A 22,400-nucleotide genomic window follows, 5' to 3' on the forward strand; every position below is an offset into this window, starting at 1 on the left:
CTGCCACGTTGGTGACATCACAATGTTGATCCGACCACCTAAGATGCTTTATTTCTCCATCTACAGTAATTTTCCAGCTATCATCATTAACGGAGCATAAAAAGGGGATGCCATAAGTCATGAGCATGACTGAGGACACCCCTTATTAAGGTTATTTTATTCTAATGAACCTGGCACACGCTATTCGCTCTGATTTGCACAGGTCTGTGGTGTAACGAATCACAGAGACGTTATTTCGTCGATTGGGTCGAATTTTCGGTTCTGACACCCTGATATGATGAAATAACGTTACTGAGGTTCGTTTAAGTTTGCCATTCACATCGAATCTACCTCTTAAGACGCGTCAGATTCGTTAGCGCTTTGAGTGAGGAGGAAACTCACTTTTAGAGCGGACCATTACTTGTGCATTAATAACTGTTCGACGTAATCAATGCGAGTTCGTTTATTTTAACTTCCGGGTTACTTACCACCTGTTGAATCATGGAAATAAAGTGTTTTTGAATCTGTTCAATGGTAGAAGGGTCATACACATTGGCATTGTACATCAATATGATCTTCATATTTTCATGAGGCTTGACGATCAAAGTAAAATCAAAACTATTGTGTTCTGTACCCCCAACATTCATAATCTCAAGCGGTGTTTCACCTTTCTGACCCAGACTCTCCATGCGGTTCTCTACCGGGAAGTTCTGATATACAACAACATGGTTAATCAGAGATTGTTTTTGCTTGGTCAGATTTTGAATATCATATAACGAATACGTATCATATGCATGTGACTCCACAGCTTTTGCCTGATTCCTTTTCATTAGAGATATAAATGACTCATCGGCCTGAGTCTGGATCCGAACAGGAATTGCATTAATGAATAATCCAATCATGCTTTCGATCCCAGGAATGACAGGCGGTCTGCCCGATACCACACTTCCGAATACAACATCATTGCTTTCATTGTATTGCTGCAACAATACACCCCAGGCCGTCTGCACTAACGTATGGAGAGTAACATGCTGCTGTTCTGCAATCTGTTTCATTTGCTCGACCAGTACATCATCCAAATAACAGTTTAGCGTTCTGGAATCCTGTCTTTCATGTTTCGGTTTGATTTTTTCTCCAGGCAATTTCGTTTGTCCTTCATAACCCTTCAGGTAATGAGTCCAATACGTTATTGCACCTTGATGATCTTGCTGTTCCAGCCATTCAATGAATTGACTATAAGGTGTTAATAGAGTCACTTGAGGCTTTCTATTTTCCCGAATCGCAAAATAATTCTCAAATATCTCTTTGCTTACCAGAGACATACACCAGCCGTCCATCAAAATATGGTGAAAACTCCATATGACGCGGTATTCCTCATGGTTTGTTCGTAAAACAGACATACGTATTAGCGAATCTCGTTGTAAGTCAAATCCTCTTGCCTTGTCCTGCTCGATATACTCGTCAACATACGTTTTACGTTGCAGCTCACTTGTGCCAGCTACATCTTCATAGTTAAATTCAAATTTCTTCTCTTGATACACGATTTGAAGAGGGATATCCACGAAATCACTGTAAAAATTAGTTCTTAATATCGCATGCCTTTGCATTAATTGATCCAAACTTTGCGCAAAAGAGGTAACATCCAAATCTCCACGCATATCAAACATGATTTGTACAAAGTAAGCGCCCGAAAATGGATTCCGTTCACTTTCGTACAACATTTCCTTCTGTAATGGTGTAAGTGGGTACACATTTTCGATTCGACCGATGTGCCCAGTGTGTTCCACGATTTGATCCAATTGATCAATGGTTAATGACTTGCATGAAATATCACTTGGCGTCAGCTCGGTTTGTTCCTTCGTTACACAATGTTCAACGACTCTATTAAGACCTTCTTTATAGAGACAAGCCAATCGCTCCATCGTTTCCCGGCGATATTGTTTTGAACTATAGTTAATGGACAGCGACAACCGACCCTCTGTAACGATGCCATTGATATTCAGCACAAATGGTCTCTTGTTGTTTTCACTTACAGATGGCCCGCTGGAATAAGGCGAGAATTTAATGCCATCTTGGCCCGAATCCTGATTCACCTGTCCCATATAGTTGAAACTAATTTCGGGATTTTTCTCTAACTTGAATCCTTCATCTCCATGTGACAAATACCTCGAAATCCCGTAACCAATGCCCTTGGTTGGGATCTGGCGCAGTCCTTCCTTGACGGTCTTAATCTTCCTTGATAAGTCAGCCCCGGACTCCATCATAATCATAACGGGGTACATACTCGTAAACCATCCCACTGTACGCGTAATGTCCAGCTCTGACAGGATGTCTTCTCTACCATGCCCTTCCAGATTTACGAGGATTTCTCCCATGCCTGCCCAATCATGAACAGCCATTCCTAATGCCGTTAGCAATATATCATTAATTTCCGTATGGTACGCATGATGTGTTTGCTTTAATAATTGCTCGGTTTCCGCTGCTGTCCAATGAATAGTGATCGTTTCACTATCTTTGCCAATCGTCTCATCACAATCCATATCTTTTGGCAGCGGGCTTAGCTGGGCCTGCTCCACACGACTCCAGTATGGATTCTCTTGCTTCATCGCCGGGCTGTCTGCAAACGTAGACAATTGTTCTGCCCATTGTTTAAACGAGGTCGTTTTTTGAGGAAGCCGGATTTCTTCACCTCTTAAGAACTGGTCTTGCCCTGTCTGAATATCTTCATATAAAATACGCCATGAAACCCCGTCTACCAACAAATGATGAATGGCAATAAGCAGGTGATCCCCTTGAGCACATTGGAACAACCCAAGTTTGATCAAAGGTCCGTGAGACAGATCCATACCACTCTGAATTTCTTTTGCTTTATTTTCAATGAACGATGCAGGATCTGCTTCTGTTTTGAGGTCAACGATTTCAAGGCTGTATAATCCTTCTTCGTCTGCCCCTCGATTCCACGCTTCATATCCGCCTTCAGGAGCTTGTCGATAAAGGATGCGGAGAGCATCATGCTGTTTAACGATCTTATCCATGATGCTGTGAATGAAGCGGACATCAAACCCTTTTTCACGAAAGAACATCATTTCCTGATTGTAATGATGTGCGTCCACCATATTTTGATCAAAGAACCAGCGCTGAACAGGTGTCAGCATCACTTGTCCCGTAACTTCCCCTTGGTCAGAAATAGTGCTCACGAATGTAACGTGTTCACTCAACTCCGCTACTGTCGGATAGGTGAAGAAATGCTTCATTTCCACTTTATACCCTGCTTGAAGCAGTCGTGAGGAAACTTGAATACATTTAATCGAATCACCCCCGAGTTCAAAGAAATGATCTGATGTGCTAATCTTCTGCACACCAAGCACAGCTTCCCAGGCAGAGACGATCGCTTGTTCTACAGCGTTCTGCGGCGCCATATACTCGGTCCCTTTTTGCATATGTTCTTGTGGAGATGACAATGCCTTACGGTCAACCTTCCCATTGGAAGTTAACGGTATATGCTCTAATTGAACAAAATAAGACGGGATCATATAATCCGGAATTTCATGAGATAATGCCATTCTGATTTTCTTCGCTGTCAGTGAGCTGTCGCCTTTCCAATACGCACACAACTGCTTCGAACCATCCTTATGCTCACGGGCAATAACGACTGCTTCCTGAATGGATTCTATTTGCAAAAGCGCAGTTTCCACTTCGCCAAGCTCAATTCGGTAACCGCGAATTTTCACTTGATGATCGATTCGTCCCAGATATTCAATATTTCCATCCGGCAGCCATCTTGCGGCATCTCCTGTGCGATACATTTTCCCTTTTGTAATCCAGGGATGATCAACAAATTTCTCTGCGGTTAAATCAGGCCGGTTCAGATAACCTCTGGCAAGGCCCTCACCTGCTACAACTAATTCTCCCTGAACACCGATCGGTTGAATGCGCTGGTGTTTATCCAAAATATAGGTCTGCAACGTTGGGATTGGTTTTCCAATATTGCTCTTTCCAGCATGTATTTCAATGTCGGTTATTTCCTTATACGTTACATGAACCGTTGTTTCGGTTATCCCATACATATTAATTAACTGGATAAATGGATATTTCAGCTTCCATTCCTTCAATAACACGGGATTGAGGGCCTCTCCTCCAAAAATCACTTTTCTTAATTTCAGATCTGCTGCATGACCTGCCAGTTCTTCCTGAAGAAGATGATAGAAATACGTTGGCGTTTGATTCAATATCGTCACTTGCTCTTCTTTTAGCAATTGTAGAAATTGTTCCGGACTTTTTGCCGTCATTTGAGGTACGATAACCAGTTTTCCGCCATAGAGCAATGCCCCGTACATTTCCCACACCGAAAAATCAAAACAAAAGGAATGGAATAATGTCCATGTATCTGATGAATTAAAATCAAACAAATTTTTACTATTGAACAACAATCGCACCACATTTTTATGTTCAATACATGTCCCTTTTGGTTTACCTGTCGTTCCTGAGGTATAAATTACATATGCCAGGCCTGTTGGTGCAGCAGTCATTCCCAAGTTGGCATGATCTTCATGATAGGACTCAGGTAGATCCATGCAAACGACCTCTCCTGCAAAAGAGATGCGTTCTTGCAAATGACTTTGCATTAATAATACATGTACACCCGAATCCTCAAGCATGTAGTTTATACGATCCTCCGGATATTCAGGATCAATCGGCACGTATGCGCCACCCGCTTTCAAAATCGCAAGGATTCCTACAACCATGTCTAGCGAACGATCAGCGATGATCCCGATTAACTGATCATTTTGAATGCCTTTAGCCTTCAACGTTCTTGCCAATTGGTTGGCTTTCTTGTTCAGCGCTTGATAGGTCAAATGTTGATCCTCGAAAACAACCGCAACGTGTTCAGGAGTTCTTGCCGCTTGTTCCTCAAACAGTCCATGAATCGTCTTGTCCATTGGGTATTCAGCCATAGAATCATTAAACTGTTCCAAAATTTGTGTTTTCTCCTGTGTTGTAGTCAAGTCAATGTCATGGATCGGAATATTAGGATTGTTGACCACTTGCTCCAACATCTGAATCAAGTGACCTTGAATGCGTTCTACGCTTGCCCGATCATAGACGTTAGCATTGTAATAGAACATGCATTTCATCGATTGGCCTGGTTTAATAATCAGGTTAAAGTCATAGTTCGTTTGTTCATCTGCTTCTACATTCGTAATCCGAAGAGCTGTCTCCTCCTGATCCCCAAACTGTTCCATAATGCCCTGTACAGGATAATTTTCGAATATCAGGATATGATCAATCAAATTTTGCTTTTGCGATGTTTCCGCCTGAATCTCGTATAACGGATACGTGTCATGTGGATGGGAAGCCACAGCTTGTTCCTGATTCCGCTTCATAACCGCTGCAAATGTCTCGTTACCTTGAGTCTGAACGCGTACAGGAATGGTATTGATGAATAAACCAATGATTCGCTCAACTCCAACAATCGCCGCAGGTCTGCCCGACACCACGCTTCCGAATACAACATCCTCACTGCCGTTATATATCTGTAGCAACATTCCCCAAGCTGTCTGCATGAACGTATTCAGCGTCACCTGATTCTGACTGGCCACTTGTGCGATTTGTCCGGTTAATTCCTGACTAAGTGTACAAATCATATGCTCTGAATGATATTCATCACTCTTTGTAATTGAATGTTCTTTTGGTAAAGTGGTCTGCTCATCATAACCTTGCAGATAGTCACTCCAGTATTTCAGGGACTCTTCATGATCTTGGTTGTCCAGCCATTCAATATAGTGTTTGTATGGAATCGTACTCTTTGCCTCCAGTTTTCGTTGTTCCTGAATAGCAAAGTATCCATCAAACAACTCCTGGATTACAAGAGACAGGCACCAGCCATCCATTAAAATATGATGATAATTCCAAATGAAACGATAGGTTTGGTTATCCGTTTGCAAGATCGAGATACGCATTAACACATCCTGAGACAGGTCGAAACCTTTTACTTTATCTACTCTTGTATATTCTGCCACGTATGCTTCACGATCTTTTTCATTCATCTCACGCAAATCTTCGTATATTAGCCCATTCCGTTTATGACGGTATACCACTTGCAGGGGCTCATTCTTCCATTTGCTATGAAAATTTGTTCTGAGAATCGAATTACGCTGCATCAACTGATTCAGACTCTCCGTAAAAGCTTCCACGTCTAACGGACCATGAAGATCCAGCGTGGTTTGAAGGAAATACGCTTCAGACTTTGAATGAAGCAAATGATGAAAGAACATTCCATTTTGCATCGGTGACAAAGCATATATATCTTCGATTTCACCAATGTGTTCCGATTCTTGAACAAATCCTTCTAATTCTTCAATCGTAATTCCTTTTAACGTTAGATCACTTGGTGTACATTCCGGCTTCTCTTTTGTCACACAGTGCATCACGATTTCTTGCAGATGATCTCTAAAATATATTACCACTCGCTCTATCGTTTCTTTTTGATATTTGGTGCGACTATACCGAAGTGACAACGTCAATTTGCCTTCCACAATTAAGGCATTCATATCGATAAGAACATTTCTTCTGTGATTGTCGCTTGCTGTTACTCCGCCTGGATAGGGAGAGATCTGCATCCCACTATTCTGAAGATCCTGATCAAATTGTCCCAAATAGTTAAAGCTAATTTCAGGATTCAAGGTAAAGGGCGTTTCTTGCTGATGTGAACTTAAATATCGTAAAATACCATAACCAATCCCTTTTTTAGGGATTTGACGAATCATTTCTTTGTTTGTTTTGATGAGAAGAGACATATTTGAACTTGCTTCCATATCAAGTACAACCGGATACTGGCTCGTAAACCATCCGATCGTTCGTGTAATATCGAGATCCGGTAAAATTTGTTCTCTTCCATGTCCCTCCAGATTGACCAGCACTTTATCCATACCCGTCCATTGGTGAATAGACATGCCTAATGCATGGAGCAGCAAATCGCTAATCTCCGTTTTATAAGCACGATTCGCTTGTTTTAATAATTGCTCCGTTTCTGCCGCTGACCATTCCATCGTGATTTCTTCGCTGTCTTTTTCCAGTGCATGATCCGCTTCGAAATCTGTAGGTAACGGCTTATAGGTTGCTTTTTCAATTTCATTCCAATATGCAATCTCTTGCGTTATCGCATCACTGTTCGCATACAACTGGAGCTGTTCTGCCCATAATTGGAATGAAGCCGTTTTTTGCGGTAGTTGAATCGATTCTCCCTCACTTAATTGTTCATATCCTCTCGATAGGTCTTCAATCAAAATTCGCCATGAAACCCCGTCGATGACGAGGTGATGAATAACGATGAGTAAATGATCTCCGTCTGCACATTGAAATACGCCCAGCTTCATCAAGGGTCCACGTTCCAAAGTGAACGTGCTTTGCATTTCATTTGCCTTCTTCTCAATTTCTTGAGACGGATCTGCTAATGACTTGAAGTCCATCACTTCAAGTGTATATAAGGATTCCCTTGCCAACCCTTCATTCCACGCCTCATAACCCTGTTCTGTAAGACGATATACTGTACGAAGTGCATCATGATGCTCACTCAATTTATCTAATACACGGCGAAGTGTGACTTCATGAAAACCTTCTTTCCGATACAACATCACGGACTGATTATAATGATGGGCGTCCACCTTGTATTGCTCAAAAAACCAATGCTGGATTGGAGTCAGCATTACTTTTCCAGTGATGATTCCCTGTTCTGACAGGGTACTTATGGGTTGAACATGGGGAATCAAGCTTGCTATGGTTGGATTTTTAAACAGATGATCCATCTGCACCTGGTAACCTGCTTGATATAATCTTGAAGAGACTTGAATGGATTTAATCGAATCTCCTCCAAGCTCGAAGAAATTATCCAAAACCCCAATGTTCTCTACCCCAAGTACCTCTTCCCAGATCGATACAAGTTGTTGTTCCACCATCGTTCGGGGTGCTTCGTACTCCATGCCCTTCAACATATGTTCTTTGGGGGCAGGCAAAGCTTTGCGATCGATTTTCCCGTTAGACGTGAGCGGCATCTGATCCAGCTGTACAAAATAGGACGGAATCATGTAGTTTGGCAGTTGCTGGGACAGCGTCTCCCGCATTTCCCCGATCGTGATTGCATCCTCTCCTACCAGGTACGCACATAATTGTTTGGTTCCTGTTTCATCTTCTCTAGCTATGACGATGGCCTCTTTTATCTGGGTACTATTTAGAAGAGCCTTCTCCACTTCACCAAGTTCAATCCGGTGTCCACGAATTTTCTCTTGATGATCCACCCTTCCTATATACTCTATGTTCCCATCGGGCAGCCATCTTGCGAAGTCACCTGTCTTGTACATTTTTGCTTCCGAAACAAATGGATCATCCACAAATTTCTCCGCAGTCAGATCTGGACGGTTCAAGTAACCTCTGGATAGCCCTGCTCCGGCTACACATAATTCTCCCTGAACTCCAATAGGCTGCAATTCATTCTGTTCTCCTAAAATGTAGACTCTATTGTTCGCAATAGGCTTCCCGATTGAGATATTTTGATCTGCCGACTTGATCGACAGAACTGTGGATACAACACTATTTTCGGTTGGACCGTATTCATTACACACTTCGATGCGTGGATTGATGCGCTGCAATTTGTGTATTAAGGCAGGAACAATCTTCTCTCCCGCAGCCACCACATTTTTCATGGATACCCAATCTTCCACGCTTACTTGTTCCAATAGGGTCATCAAGAAACTGGGTGGACTTTGGATGTGCGTGATTTGCTGTTTTTTGACCATCGTATTGATGGCCACAGCATCTTTACACTGTTGCTGGTTTAACAAGTACACTGTCGAGCCAGATATCATCGGACCAAAGAAATGAGTAATAAATGAATCAAAAACGAAAGGATTCAGCATTAATACCCGATCATCTCCGGTAAAATGATAAAAATCCGATTTCCATTGCAGGGAATTCACAATGCTGGCATGTTCAATCATTACGCCTTTGGGATGACCTGTTGTTCCAGACGTGTAGATCATATATGCCAAATCACTGGAGATCGCTCCATCGTCCAAATTTAAATGATCCTCATAGTGATTTATTTCAGAATCCAGAATGACACTTGTCCCTGCAAAATGTTCAGGCTTCTGTATATGACTTTGATGCAGCAACCAAGCCACTTTTGAATCCTCAAGGATATAGTGAATACGATCTGCCGGATATTCCGGATCGATTGGGACATATGCCCCGCCAGCTTTTAGAATACCGAATAAACCTATGATCATCTCAAGTGAGCGCTCTGCCATAATGCCAACGAACTGACCCGCCTGCACCCCCTTAGCTTGAAGCAATCGGGCCAATTGGTTGGATTTTTGATTTAACTCTCTGTACGTTAACTGTCTATTCTCAAATACAACTGCCGGATGGTCCGGTGTTCGCTCCACCTGTTCTTCAAATAATTGATGCATCGTCTTGTTCTGTGGATACTCAACCCTTGTATCGTTAAAGTCATATAACAGCTTGTTTCGATGAAACTCCGATAACATATCGACATGACTTAACTCCAGATCAGGTTGGTTCAGCACAATGGAAAACAATTGGTCAAGATGCTCTACAATTTGAACCATATAATCGCGATCATAACGATCATCATCATAAACTAATCTTAACTGAATGGAGTCGTTCTCCAGATCAAAGTGGAACATTGTCGCCGCTTTTACGTGATTTTCATCAAGGGCAGGATGAATTTCATTCAACGAAACCAAGGTATGAATTAGAGGTACATGGTTCGAATCATACTGAACATTTAAACGTTCAACCATTTTTCTGAAAGGAATTCGTTGATGCTGAATGGCTTCGGTTAAACTGGCCTTCACTTGATTAAATACGGACTTGAATGACATCGCATGATTGATATTATTTTTTAAGACAAGAACCTTATTCGAGAGCGATAGATCATTGTTCTTTTCTTCCATCGTTGGTATGCCAATAATCATCTTGGTTTCATTCGTGTATCTATATAACAGACACTGAACTCCCGTTAATAAGATCGTATATATCGCCATAGGAGCATTTCGCGACATGGACTTGATTTTATGTGAAACATCGGCTGACATAGACTTATATATATCATTCTGGTGCTGCGTATCGTCTGGGTGTTTGGAGGTTGTCTTGCAATAAGGCAAATGAACAAGATGATCATCATCTTCAAATCGGCTTGCCCAATACGATTCCTGTTTCTTGAAAATAGACATACGGCACCCCGATCACATTTATATTTTTAGTTATTTTAGAAATCTACTTCAATTAGATCAGCCAGCGTATCCCCATCTATTAATTCTTCAACCAATAGAATCTTGTTGATTTCAATATGAGGGTCTTTGGCAATGGTTGTTAATATGACCAACAGATTTTGTGACATCGCTTCAATCGTTGTTTTCTCAAATAAAATCGTACTGTATTCAAAGGCCACTTCTAACTTGTGTTGCAATTCGGTAACATACAACGTTAAATCGAATTTGGATACTCTCGTGTTTGGTGCATAAGGCTTACAGGTTGCTCCATCCATCTGAATCTCTGAAGCATCTGTATTCTGCAATACAAACATGGTGTCAAACAACGGATTCCGCCGAGCATCTTTGGTTACATTCACTTTCTCAATCAATTCTTCAAACGGATAATCCTGATTCTCATATGCGTCCAACATATTTTCTTTCACTTCCAGCAGATACTCTGTAAAAGTTTTATCCGCGGCAGGATAATTTCGAATAGCCAGTGTATTCACAAACATCCCCATAACCGGCTCCAGCTCGGCATGTGTCCTTCCTGCAATCGGCGTGCCCACGATGATATCTTCTTGTCCGCTGTATTTGGACAACAGAATGGTATAGGCGGCTAATAGAATCATGTATAGCGTTGTTCCTGTCCCTGCTTCCATGTTTCTCAAGCCTGGAAGGATGTCTTCCTGCAAAACAATGTCCAATACATCTCCCGCATAGCTTAGCGTTTCAGGTCTTTCATAGTCTGTTGGCAGATCCAATAGCGGGATACTTTCACCAAACACAGTAAGCCAATACTTCTCCTGCTTTTTCATCCACTCACTATGAAGTTGCATTTGCTGCCATTCAGCATAGTCCTTATACTGAATTCGAAGAGGAGATAGCTCCTCTCCCTTATAGAACTGGCTAAGTTCAGTCATCAGAAGATGCACGGATAGTCCGTCTGCAATGATATGATGGAGATCTACCAGCAATACATGACGCTCCTGCTGAAGTTCAATAAGTCCCACCCTCATAAGAGGTGCTTGCCCGAGATCAAATGTGCGAACAAACTGTTCAATTCGATCTTCGATCTCTACTTCCGTTGACTCGATCAATTCAATTCCAAAGTTAACTTTAGGATACACGATCTGTTTCGGTTCTCCGTGTATGACTTTGAATCCAGTCCGAAGCGATTCATGACGATGAATCAATTGTTGGAATGCTTCTTCCAATCTGGTCCGATCAAGCGATCCTTCCAACATAAACATACCTGACATGTTGTACATGAGTTCCTTGCCGGCTTTGATGCTCATAATGTACATTCTCATTTGCGCCGAAGAAATAGGATAATATTCTTTTTCCTCCACTTGAGGAATGGACACTGATACTTCCTGTTCCATTTGTTCAATAGATTGAGCCATCTGTTCAATGGTCTGCCATTCAAAGACGTTTCTCACCGATATGCGGATATTCAGCTTTTGATTGATTTTGGCGGCCAGCTTGGTCGCACGTAAAGAGTTGCCTCCTACATCAAAAAAACTGTCTTTTACACTGATTTTTTTCACGGCAAGCACATCCTGCCAAATAGGCAGCAACTGTTTTTCCACCCCAGTTTGGGGTTCTATATATTCACTTCCCGTTTGTATGTTTTCTTCTGGACTCGGAAGCGATTTGCGATCGATTTTCCCGTTCGCTGTGAGAGGCATGTGATCCAATTGTATAAAGTAGGCTGGAACCATGTAATTCGGCAACACCTTAGAGAGGCTTTGTTTTAACTCTCCCACCGTCAGCGTGGAATCCGCTGTAAAGTATGCACATAACGATTTGTCCCCGTGATCATCCTCATGTGCAATGACGATAACTTCTTTCACACACTCTAGATCTAACAGCGCCGCTTCGACTTCTCCTACTTCGATCCGATATCCGCGAATTTTAATTTGGTGATCCATTCTTCCCAGATACTCGATATGGCCATCGGGAAGCCATCTCACCAAATCTCCCGTTTTGTACATTGTCGCTCCCTGGACATACGGATCACGTACAAATTTTTCTGCTGTCAGCTCAGGTAAATTCAAGTATCCTCTACCAACCCCATCACCAGAGATACATAATTCCCCTACGACGCCTACAGGCTGAACTTTGCCATGTTTGTTCAATACATACAGGCGATTATTTCCTAATGTTCGACCAATCGGTAGGTGAGCTCGTTGATTCGCTGTATCCAGGTGTTCTGGAAGTACACGGTATGTCGCAACATCCACACAACATTCTGTTGGACCGTACACATTAATTATGGCTGGCGGCGTTATATGATTGAGAGCAAATAATGATGTGATTTCATTTACACTTTGCTGAGAAAGAGCTTCACCGCCAATGAGCATATATTTTAGCGATATGCCTTGAACGTTTTTTGCCTTCGAAAGCAATTTCAGGTGCGCAGGTGTTCCGTCCGTCAAATCAATTTGGTGGTGCTGATAATAATTCATTAAATCTTGTCCATCCAGTACCGTGTCCTTGTCTACAATAAACAAGGCATGTCCTGACAGCAGTGCGCCAAAAATCTGCTTCACAGATGCGTCGAAATAGTAAGGCGCAAGTAAAGCGACATGCAAACCGCTAAGCTGATCATCTATAACTTGACTGTACAACGCTTGAACCAAGTGATGAACCTGACGATGTTCGATCATCACACCTTTTGGCATGCCTGTTGTGCCTGAAGTATAGATCATATAAGCCAACTGTTCGGAATTCCCCGCTGGTTCCGGATTCGACAGATTAGCTGCATAGGTTTCTTCATCGTCCAAATCAATGATTTTTCCATTAAACGATACCAACTGTTTCAAATGCTTTTGCGTGACTAACAACGTTGCACCCGAATCATGCAGGATATAGCGGATACGCTCTTCAGGAGAATCCGGATCAATCGGTACATACGCCCCGCCTGCTTTTAGAATGCCAAAGATGCCAACGATCATATCAATCGAACGATCTGTCAGAATACCTACAAATTGATCCTGCTGCACTCCCTCAGCTCTAAGCGTATATGCCAACTGATTCGCCCGTTCATTCAATTGACGATACGTCCATTGCTCATCTCCAAAAGCGACGGCTAATTGATCGGGTGTCCGTTCCACCTGTGCTTCAAATAACTCCTGAATGGTCTGATTCCGGGAATATTCTATGTTGGTATCATTAAAATCATATAAAAGAACGTGTTGCTCATGTTCAGACAGCATTTGAATATCGGACAAGGCAATATCAGGTTCGATCACAATGTCTCTGAGGATGTTGAACAGATGTGTTTTCATTCTGTCCATGGTATCCCGTTCAAACAGCTCCGTCTTGTAATTAAAGTGCATTTCCAGACACTCGTTATCATCCTCAACGATGAACATCAGATCATACAACGATACACCGACATTTAATTCTCTAACTTTAAAGCTGCAATCCTGTTCTTGCCGTTGATTCAACGCGGTATTTAAGAAGATATACATCGTGTTAAAAAGTGCTGTCCCAGTGGTATCCCGATGCGTGTTTAATTTCTCTACAAGGTTGTCAAAAAGATAGTCCTGGTTATCCAATGCATCCAGGGATTGTTTTTTAATTTCCTCGAGATAGGATCGAAACGACTTATTCCCCACCGGCTGTGTTCGAATCGCTACCGTCTGGATAAAGACACCTATCATATTCTCGACATCCGGATGGTTTCTTCCTGATGTTGGTGTACCTACAATCATATCTTCTTGATCCGTATATTGATGAAGCAGCACATTATACGCTGCCAATAACACCATAAACATCGTAGTTCCCGTTTGTTTCGCAAGCTTCTCCAGCGACTGCTTCAAGTGTGCGTCCAACACAAATGACAATCTAGAACCTGCCGAAGTCAAATGAGGTGTCCGAACAAAATCAGTAGGCAGATTAAGGTTCGGGAGTTCTCCTTTGAATTGATCCAGCCAATATTTTTCTTGCTGCTTATAAGACTCCCCCACCTGAAATTCTTTCTGCCAAGCTGTAAAGTCTTTGTATTCAACCTCAATGTCCGACATGCTTCTTCCGTCATACACATCAATCAATTCATTCGCAAGAATGCCAACGGAATATCCGTCCGATATAATATGATGCATCTCGATGAGAATCTCTGCATGATCATCGTTTACACGAATGAATTCGGCACGTATTAATGGCGCTTTGGAGCAATCAAATGGTTTGGCAAACGCCTTAACATGTTGTTCGAATGAAGCAGAACTTTCCTGAGATCGTTTCACTTCAAAATCAATCGTTGGAGCAATACGCTGGTAAAGCTCTCCATCCATCAGATGGAAACTGGTGCGAAAAGCTTCGTGACGGTGCACGATTTGTTCCAATGACGAAATCAATTTAGCTTCATCGATATTTCCTGTAACCGTAATATGGCCGCACATGTTCTGAAACACACTATTCGGCTCAAATTGATCCAGAAAGTAGATTCGCTGTTGTGCAGCTGACGTCTCATAGAACTCCTTGACGTCCAATGCCTTAATCGGAATGAATGTTTCCTCGTTTTCGCCTGTAATCAGACTGGCCAGCTGCTTCAGACGTTGGTTTTGGAAGAATTGAACGATTGAAATTTTGTGTTGAAACTGTTCATGTACCTTGGATAGCATTACTGTCGCCTTGAGCGAGTTACCTCCGAGATCAAAAAAGTGATCATGTCTCCCCACTTGATCGAGGGATAATACGTCCTCCCAGATCAAAGCCAGCTTTTTCTCCACGTCATTGACTGGAGACTCGAATATGGCTGCATGATTAACGTGAGGAAGACGCTCCGTAACAAACCGATTATATATTTCCTGTAATTGGTCCTGTTGCTCGGATGAGAACAACGTCAAAGACGAAATTTCAGCCTCTGGATGACTCACCATTTTTTGCAGCAAACCCTTAAATCCTTCAGACCACAATTTCATCATCTCAGGTCCAATAAGCTCGGTATTGTAATCAAAATCCAGGTACAATTCATGGCTAACATCCGTAATATTAAGAAATAAATTGTAAGAAATATGTTTGATCGGATACGACATGAATCCAGTCTTGATATTTTCAAATTGGAGATGATGAATCGTTCTGTCCATATTGAATAAAATCCGGGTATCCGGTGCAGGCATATGAGCAAGCTGTTCGGATACGAGGGTTAATGGAACATGCTGATGTTTCATGACTAGAGCCAGCGTTTCCTTGAGCTGAAGAACATGGTCTACAACGGATTGCTTCGTTAACAAGGCATGGTGAACAGGTACAATGTTGACACAGTTGCCAATCAGCGCATTTTTTCGCATATGAGACTGACCCGCTGTAGGCACGCCGATGACAAGGTGAGACTGCCCTGTTAGTTGATGCAAATATAAATGAAACGCTGCAAACATCGTTACAAACAAACTGCTCTTATTATTTATACTTAACGTTCGCAAAGACTCTGTTAATTGATGATCCAACTTGATGGAATATCTTTCACCGTCATATCCCTTGGGCACATCATCGGACGGTGCCGTTGGAAATGTAATGTTGGGATAGGATAAGGAAAATTGTTCTTTCCAGAACTGGACTCCTTCGGTAAATGAGCCTTTTTCATGTTCAAGTCGTTGCCAGCTTAAATACGCACGGAATGGAGTGGCTTCAGGTAATTGAACCGAAACTCCTCGGACCAGAGCAGAATAGGTATGTTCCAACTCTTGAATGAATACAGCAATAGACCAGCCATCTACAACAATATGATGAAATGTCAGCACCATAAGGTATTGATCAGTTGCCTTTTTAAGCAAGGTGATTCTAAATAGAGGTTCCCCAGACTGTAAATCGAAGGCTTCATTTGCATCGGCAGATAACCAATTGGAAATTTCCCGTTCTTGATCCTCACCCGCATATGCTGAGAAATCCAACCATGTACATTGAAATTCCATTACGGATCTGATTTGTTGTGTTTCACGATCGGCATGAATGACTGTTCTCAGGGCTTCATGACGCTGTGCGATTTGATTCACGGCCTGATCCAGTGTGGAAGGTTTTATTCCACCTGTCATTTTTAAAATAACACTCTGATTTAATGCAGCATTCGCATCTTCCCCATGTAATGAAGTTAACAATAATTGTTTTTGCTCTAAAGAGAGCGGATATTCCGAAACAGGCGATTCACCAGGGATAAACCCCCACTCGCGTAGTTCATGGATCGTCTCTTTCACGATTCTGATTATCGTATCCATGTCACCCATGGAATGCACAGTCGATATAAAACAGTTACGACCTTCCCAAATATATAAACCTTTATAAATTAAATGGTAGAAGAATAATTCCATATCTCCAAATGATATAAATCGAAATAAAGATCCATAGTTCACCATTTGCATCGGTACATTCGCTGTTTTGAAAAACGCATTTAATTCTTTTACAAGATAATCTGTTTTTTCATTTAATTCCTTATATAAAGTTCCTGCTTCGGATTGAAGATACTGTAATACCGTTAACATCACTCTCATCGTAAGAGGGTGTGTACAGAAGGTTCCACCGACAAACGTTTTCTTATCTGCATCGGAAGGGTAAGAATCATCACCAAAGTTCCAAGTTCCACCATCTACCGGATTCATAAATTCAGCTTTACCCGCGACTATGCCAATAGGCAACCCGCCACCGACCACTTTTCCATACGTAACCAAATCTGCTTGAACCCCAAACCAATCCTGTGCTCCACCCAGACCAATTCTAAATCCAGTGATGACTTCATCGAAAATAAGTGCAGTCCCAGTTTGCTTTGTTATTTCTCTAAGTTCCCGTAAGAATTGTGTTGGCTGCATATCAGGTCTTCGACTTTGCACCGGCTCTACAAGCACAGCAGCCAATTCATCACCCAGGTTCTGAATCATATCCAGTGATTGCGGATGGTTATAATTAAGAATAATCAAATCATCCATAGCGCTATTTACAATACCAGGAGCCATAGGCAACGCAGACGATAAAACATCCCCAGGATTCGCTACACCCAATACGCCGTCATGTGTACCGTGGTAAGATCCTGAAAATAATACAACTTTGGAACGCCCTGTTGCTGCCCTCGCTAAACGAAGTGCAACCATAACAGCTTCTGTTCCTGAATTATAAAATGCGACACGCTCTACACCCGTTAGCTCGGAAATTTTAGCTGCGACATCTCCTGCCAAGTCTGACATAGGGCCCAATGGAGGCAATTGTTCCTGGAGGCTGTCTGCTATTACATTTTGAATAAAAGCTGGATTATGACCAAATAGATTTACACCAAATCCCATCGTCAGATCCAAATACTCGTTCCCATCCAGATCCCATAACTTAGATCCCTCTGCACGCGTTGAAATGATGGGATACACCATTTCCTTCCAATACGAGCGAAATCCGGATACATTGCGATTATTCGCATGAACCAAACGCGTTTGGCCTGTTTTTAATTTGGAGCCTTTGGTTCTTACGGTATACTTTGTTACAAACTGTTCAACATACTGGTTCTGAAGCGGTGATAATCCGCTCTCTTCATGAATCTTCAACGATTGATACGGTATAAAAGGTTTAGCTTCCTTTGATTCCGAATCCGGTTGGATCTTTTTGGGTTGATTGGTTTTATTGATTTCATTCATTACCGGTGAAACTTGAACTTTTGGGGTTTCATGATGTTTCATTTCCAAAAGCGGGGATTGAACAGCATTCATTTGCTCGCCTAACAGCACATTCAAACTTTTTAATTGGGATTCCATGAGCTGAATGGCAGACATCACAATTTGCTCCGACACATTCCCTGATGATTTTGCCGTATTTATATTGTTCACAGATGCCAGATTTTGTTGTTCAGTATGCTCCTGAACTGTTTGATTGTTTATGTTTTTAGATACATCATGATGCTTGATATTCTCTGACACATATTTAACTAAGGAATTAATATTTGTAAGGGTTTCAAAAAACATTTCCATTGGGATATTCAAACGGAACAGCTCTGAGATCTCCTTCTGAATTTGCACAAGAATGATGGAATCCAATCCCATCTGGAGAAAATGAGCTTGATGATCCAACTCTTCCAACTTCAAACCAGATGCACGACTGATACTTGTTTTAATCTTTAATTCAATATCGTTTGTATTCATCTCCATTTGAACCTCATTCCTCTCTGATCTATGTCCCGCTGGTATCGTATGTTTGACTTCAATCCAACACCGCTTCTGCTCAAATGGATATAGAGGTAATGGAATTTTCCGAATGACTTCATGATTATAAAACCTTTCCCAATCAATCACTGCCCCCAGTGTAAATAACTGACCGAGTTCATTTAAAGCTTCTGCCTTTCCCTGAGCATAGAGATGATCGCTAACAAGCGTTTTGTCTTTTTTGGCATAACCAAAATAAACATTTGGCAGTTTACCTTCTCCGCTTGCGATTCGTTTCAATTTTTCATGTAATTCTTGTGTACTCGTGACTATGATGGAAAGCCGATAATCCAGATTAGCCCTTCCCGTACTGGCTGTATAACAGATTTGTTGAATGGAAACATCCGTGTGATCGGTTAGATATTCATGATACGTTCTGACCAATTCATCCAGCGCCCGTTCCGTGGCAGCAGACAGAACAAATAGATTAGGCTCTTGGGACATTCTTTTATCTACGGTTGGGGAAGGAACATATTCTTCGAGAACCACATGTGCATTGGTACCACTGAAACCAAAAGAACTAACCCCGCATCGTAATGGACCCTCTTTTTCACCAAAAGCCATTAATTCCTGATTCACATAAAAAGGTGAAGCTTCAAACTTAAGCAGGGGATTAGGCTTGTCAAAGTGAACCAATGGCGGAATCTTTCTATGTTGAAACATAAGAATAGATTTAATTAATCCAGCGATCCCCGCCGCTTCAAAACCATGTCCAATGTTAGCTTTGGCAGATCCGATTGCACAAAATTGTTTCCGATCCGTATATTTCTCAAAAGCTTTACGCAATGCATTGAACTCAACCGGATCACCTAATTTTGTCCCTGTTCCATGTGCTTCAATAAAGTTAAGCGTATCAGGAGAAATGCCGGCTTCTTTCCATGCCTGTTCGATCACATTGGTCTGAGACTCCGGGTTAGGTGCTGTGATTCCTACCGTCTTGCCATCCTGATTAATCGCACTTCCCTTAATCACACCATGGATATGATCCCCGTCCTTAATCGCTTGCTGCATTGGCTTCAACATGACCGACCCAACACCTTCGCCAAATCCCGTGCCGTTGGCATCTTCGCTAAACGTTCTCGTCAATGCATCTGGAGATTCCATATCCAGTCCGATACTTATCGGTAATAATGCCGTTCGAATGCCTCCTGCGATTGCCATTTCACAGTCTCCAGCGAGCAATCCTTTACATGCCATGTGAACAGCAACAAGTGAGGAGGAACAAGCGGTATCAATCGTTAAGGCCGGGCCTTTTAAATTCATGAAATATGCAATTCTGCTCGCCAGTACAGATGGTAAATTTCCAATGATATAATTTTTGAGTTCTGCGGGGTAACTCGCCGTCACGAGCCGTTCGTAATCATACCCAACTTTGGAATACCCCACGTACACGCCCACATTTCTTCCATTGATTCCTTCCCCTGCATACCCAGCATCTTCAATCGTATGCCATGCCGTTTGCAAGAACATCCTTTGATTCGGGTCCATAAATTGTGCAGTTTTTGGGGTTATGCCAAAGAAAGAATAGTCGAATTGATCAATCTGATCCAAGTAACCACCCTTGATCCATTGAACTTCGCTCATTGCACTTCGCATGGATTGTATATAATCCGCTGCGTCTTTTATCCGACTTTCCGGGTAGTCCCGAATGTTATGCGTTCCATTTTCCAAAACACGCCAAAAATCGCTTGCATTTGATGCACCAGGGAGATTCAAAGACATACCGATAATAGCAATATCTTTGGATGGCGTATGATCCTCTTGAGTTTTGTTGACTTGAATGGTCTCGCTGTAGCCTCTAGCCAGATATGCTGCCAATTCAGTTATCGAGGGATAGGTAAAGAGGTCCGTAACAGCAAGCTCTTCTCCGTATTTTTGTTCTATACGTTCAGCGATTTGGGCCAGCTGTAATGAAGTTGCACCCATATCAAAATAGCTATCCTCAAGTTCAACCTTTTTCCCAACCAGCACTTCAGAAAATAGTGAAGTTAATTCACGTTCTATGACTCGAACCGAAACAGCAGCCTTTCCCTTTGCCTTGTCATTGTCATTCTTGATCCAGTCATGGATGAATGCAGATTCTGTTGAGAATTTGCCTGCTTCATACTGCTTGGCTAACTGATACCGCTGGATTTTCCCACTTGTTGTTTTGGGTAATTTCTTGATGGGCAGTACCTCTTTGACACTCCATCCCCCATGTTTATATAGATGTCTTTTGATTTCTTTAACAAGCGGCAGGAAGTGTTCGATCTTTTTTTTGTACACGACAAACACAATTATTTCTTCACTTTGACTATTCGAATCATACACACCACAAGCAGCAACTCTTCCGAGTTCAATATCATCTAATTGTATGGCGACACGTTCAATGTCATGGGGATATACATTTTTACCATTGATAAAGATAATGTCTTTTTCCCGCCCTGTTACAACCAGTTTTCCATTCATGATAAAACCCAGATCTCCTGTATTCACCCATCCGTCGTGCGTTAATAACTTCTCCGTTGCTAGTGAATTATTATAATAACCTTGGGTGACGTTATCCCCCTTGATTTGAATTTTTCCAATAACCAAATCGGGAACACTGTTCATTTCCTCATCGCAAATTCTAACATGGCAATAATCAATTGCTTCGCCAACGGCAACAAATGATGCTACATGTTCAGCATGTTTCTCGACTTCGATGACACGCTCCCCCAAGTTCAGATGATCCCGGTGAACGTACACCGCAGTAAATTCTTCTTCTACCTTGGGAAAGGAGACGGCAACAGAGGCCTCTGCTAATCCATATACGGTAAACATGGCTGTTTTCTTTAAGTGATATGCTGACAATACATTTAGGAATTCATCACACACTTCGGGTAATATAGGTTCCGCCCCATTATAAATGACTCTGACAGATGACAGATCCCATCCCTCCGCTTTGTCTTCGCGAAAGAAATTCAGGAAGTATTTATAACCAAAGTTAGGAGAAGACAGTATGGTTGCTTTGTGTTCATTTACTTTTTTCATCCATAGAATCGGTTTGCGAATAAATAATTCCGTTGGGAGCAAGTACTGATGAATTCCTGCCACGAGGGGTACGAGATGAAATCCAATCAAACCCATATCATGGGTAAGGGGCATCCAGGAGAGAAAACTATCGTTTGAACTAATTTGTGTGCCATTAATAGCAGCACAAGTATTATAAATCAGGTTTCGATGGGTGAGCATCACGCCTTTGGGATCACCGGTTGATCCAGAAGAAAATTGAATAAATGCCAAGTCATCAGACTGAGGTTCAACTATATTATTAATAGATTCATAATGATATATGGTGTCTTGGATCAGATCCGTTCTGACTTCTAATTGATGATGGAAATCAAGCATGTCATGTTCCAAAACAAATCTCTTCATTTTATCCAGCACCTTCTCAGATGCAATCATGAAAGGGTTATTTAGCAAATTCCAAATACGGCATACTTTCAAGTTTTGTTCTTCATCTTCACCAATACTTACAGGGATAGGGATCATTCCACCGAGTATACAAGCCCAGAATGCGACTAAAAACCGTTTGTTTTCTTGAATCTGAAAAATAATCTCTTGTTTAGGTTTAATTCCGATGGCTTGTAGATAACCTAAATACCCTTGTGCCTCAGTAAATAATTGATGATAAGATATAAAAGTTTCACGTTTGTCCGCATCGATAAAACGAATACCGCGGTCCGTTATTTTACCTCTGTCGCGGATAATATCCACTAGTGTTTGAAACTGATTAGTATACATATCTCTCCTCCAAATGAATCATCTCTAACATGCTTATCTAATTATTTACACATATTTCAAGCAAAATTTTACCATAGAAATATATGTAAAATCAATCAGTTTATTGTTACTATATGGTAAAAAATAGAGATTGATTTGTGAGTTATTGACATATTTATTACCAAATATCTGAAACTTCAACAAGTTCAGATGCATTAAAAGACAA

Annotated in this window: 2 protein-coding genes; both read right to left on the minus strand. The window is 41.7% G+C overall.

Annotated elements, in window-relative coordinates:
• Window positions 1-407: 407 nt before the first annotated feature.
• Window positions 408-10,229 carry an amino acid adenylation domain-containing protein gene (locus MHH92_RS17735; protein WP_340905301.1) on the minus strand — a complete coding sequence of 3,274 codons (9,822 nt, stop codon included), beginning with the start codon at window positions 10,227-10,229 and terminating at the stop codon, window positions 408-410.
• A 35-nt stretch (window positions 10,230-10,264) separates the two neighbouring features.
• Window positions 10,265-22,195, minus strand: a complete 11,931-nt coding sequence (locus tag MHH92_RS17740; protein ID WP_340905303.1) for an amino acid adenylation domain-containing protein — start codon at window positions 22,193-22,195, stop codon at window positions 10,265-10,267.
• Window positions 22,196-22,400 lie beyond the last annotated feature (205 nt).

Source organism: Paenibacillus sp. FSL M7-1414, from assembly GCF_038003195.1.
In the GTDB taxonomy this organism is placed as follows: Bacteria; Bacillota; Bacilli; order Paenibacillales; family Paenibacillaceae; genus Paenibacillus; species Paenibacillus amylolyticus.

What these genes read in the sequence shown, in the direction of transcription:
- MHH92_RS17735 (WP_340905301.1), bottom strand. Translation starts at nt 10,229, where the DNA reads ATGTCTATTTTCAAGAAACAGGAATCGTATTGGGCAAGCCGATTTGAA.
- MHH92_RS17740 (WP_340905303.1), bottom strand. Translation starts at nt 22,195, where the DNA reads ATGTATACTAATCAGTTTCAAACACTAGTGGATATTATCCGCGACAGA.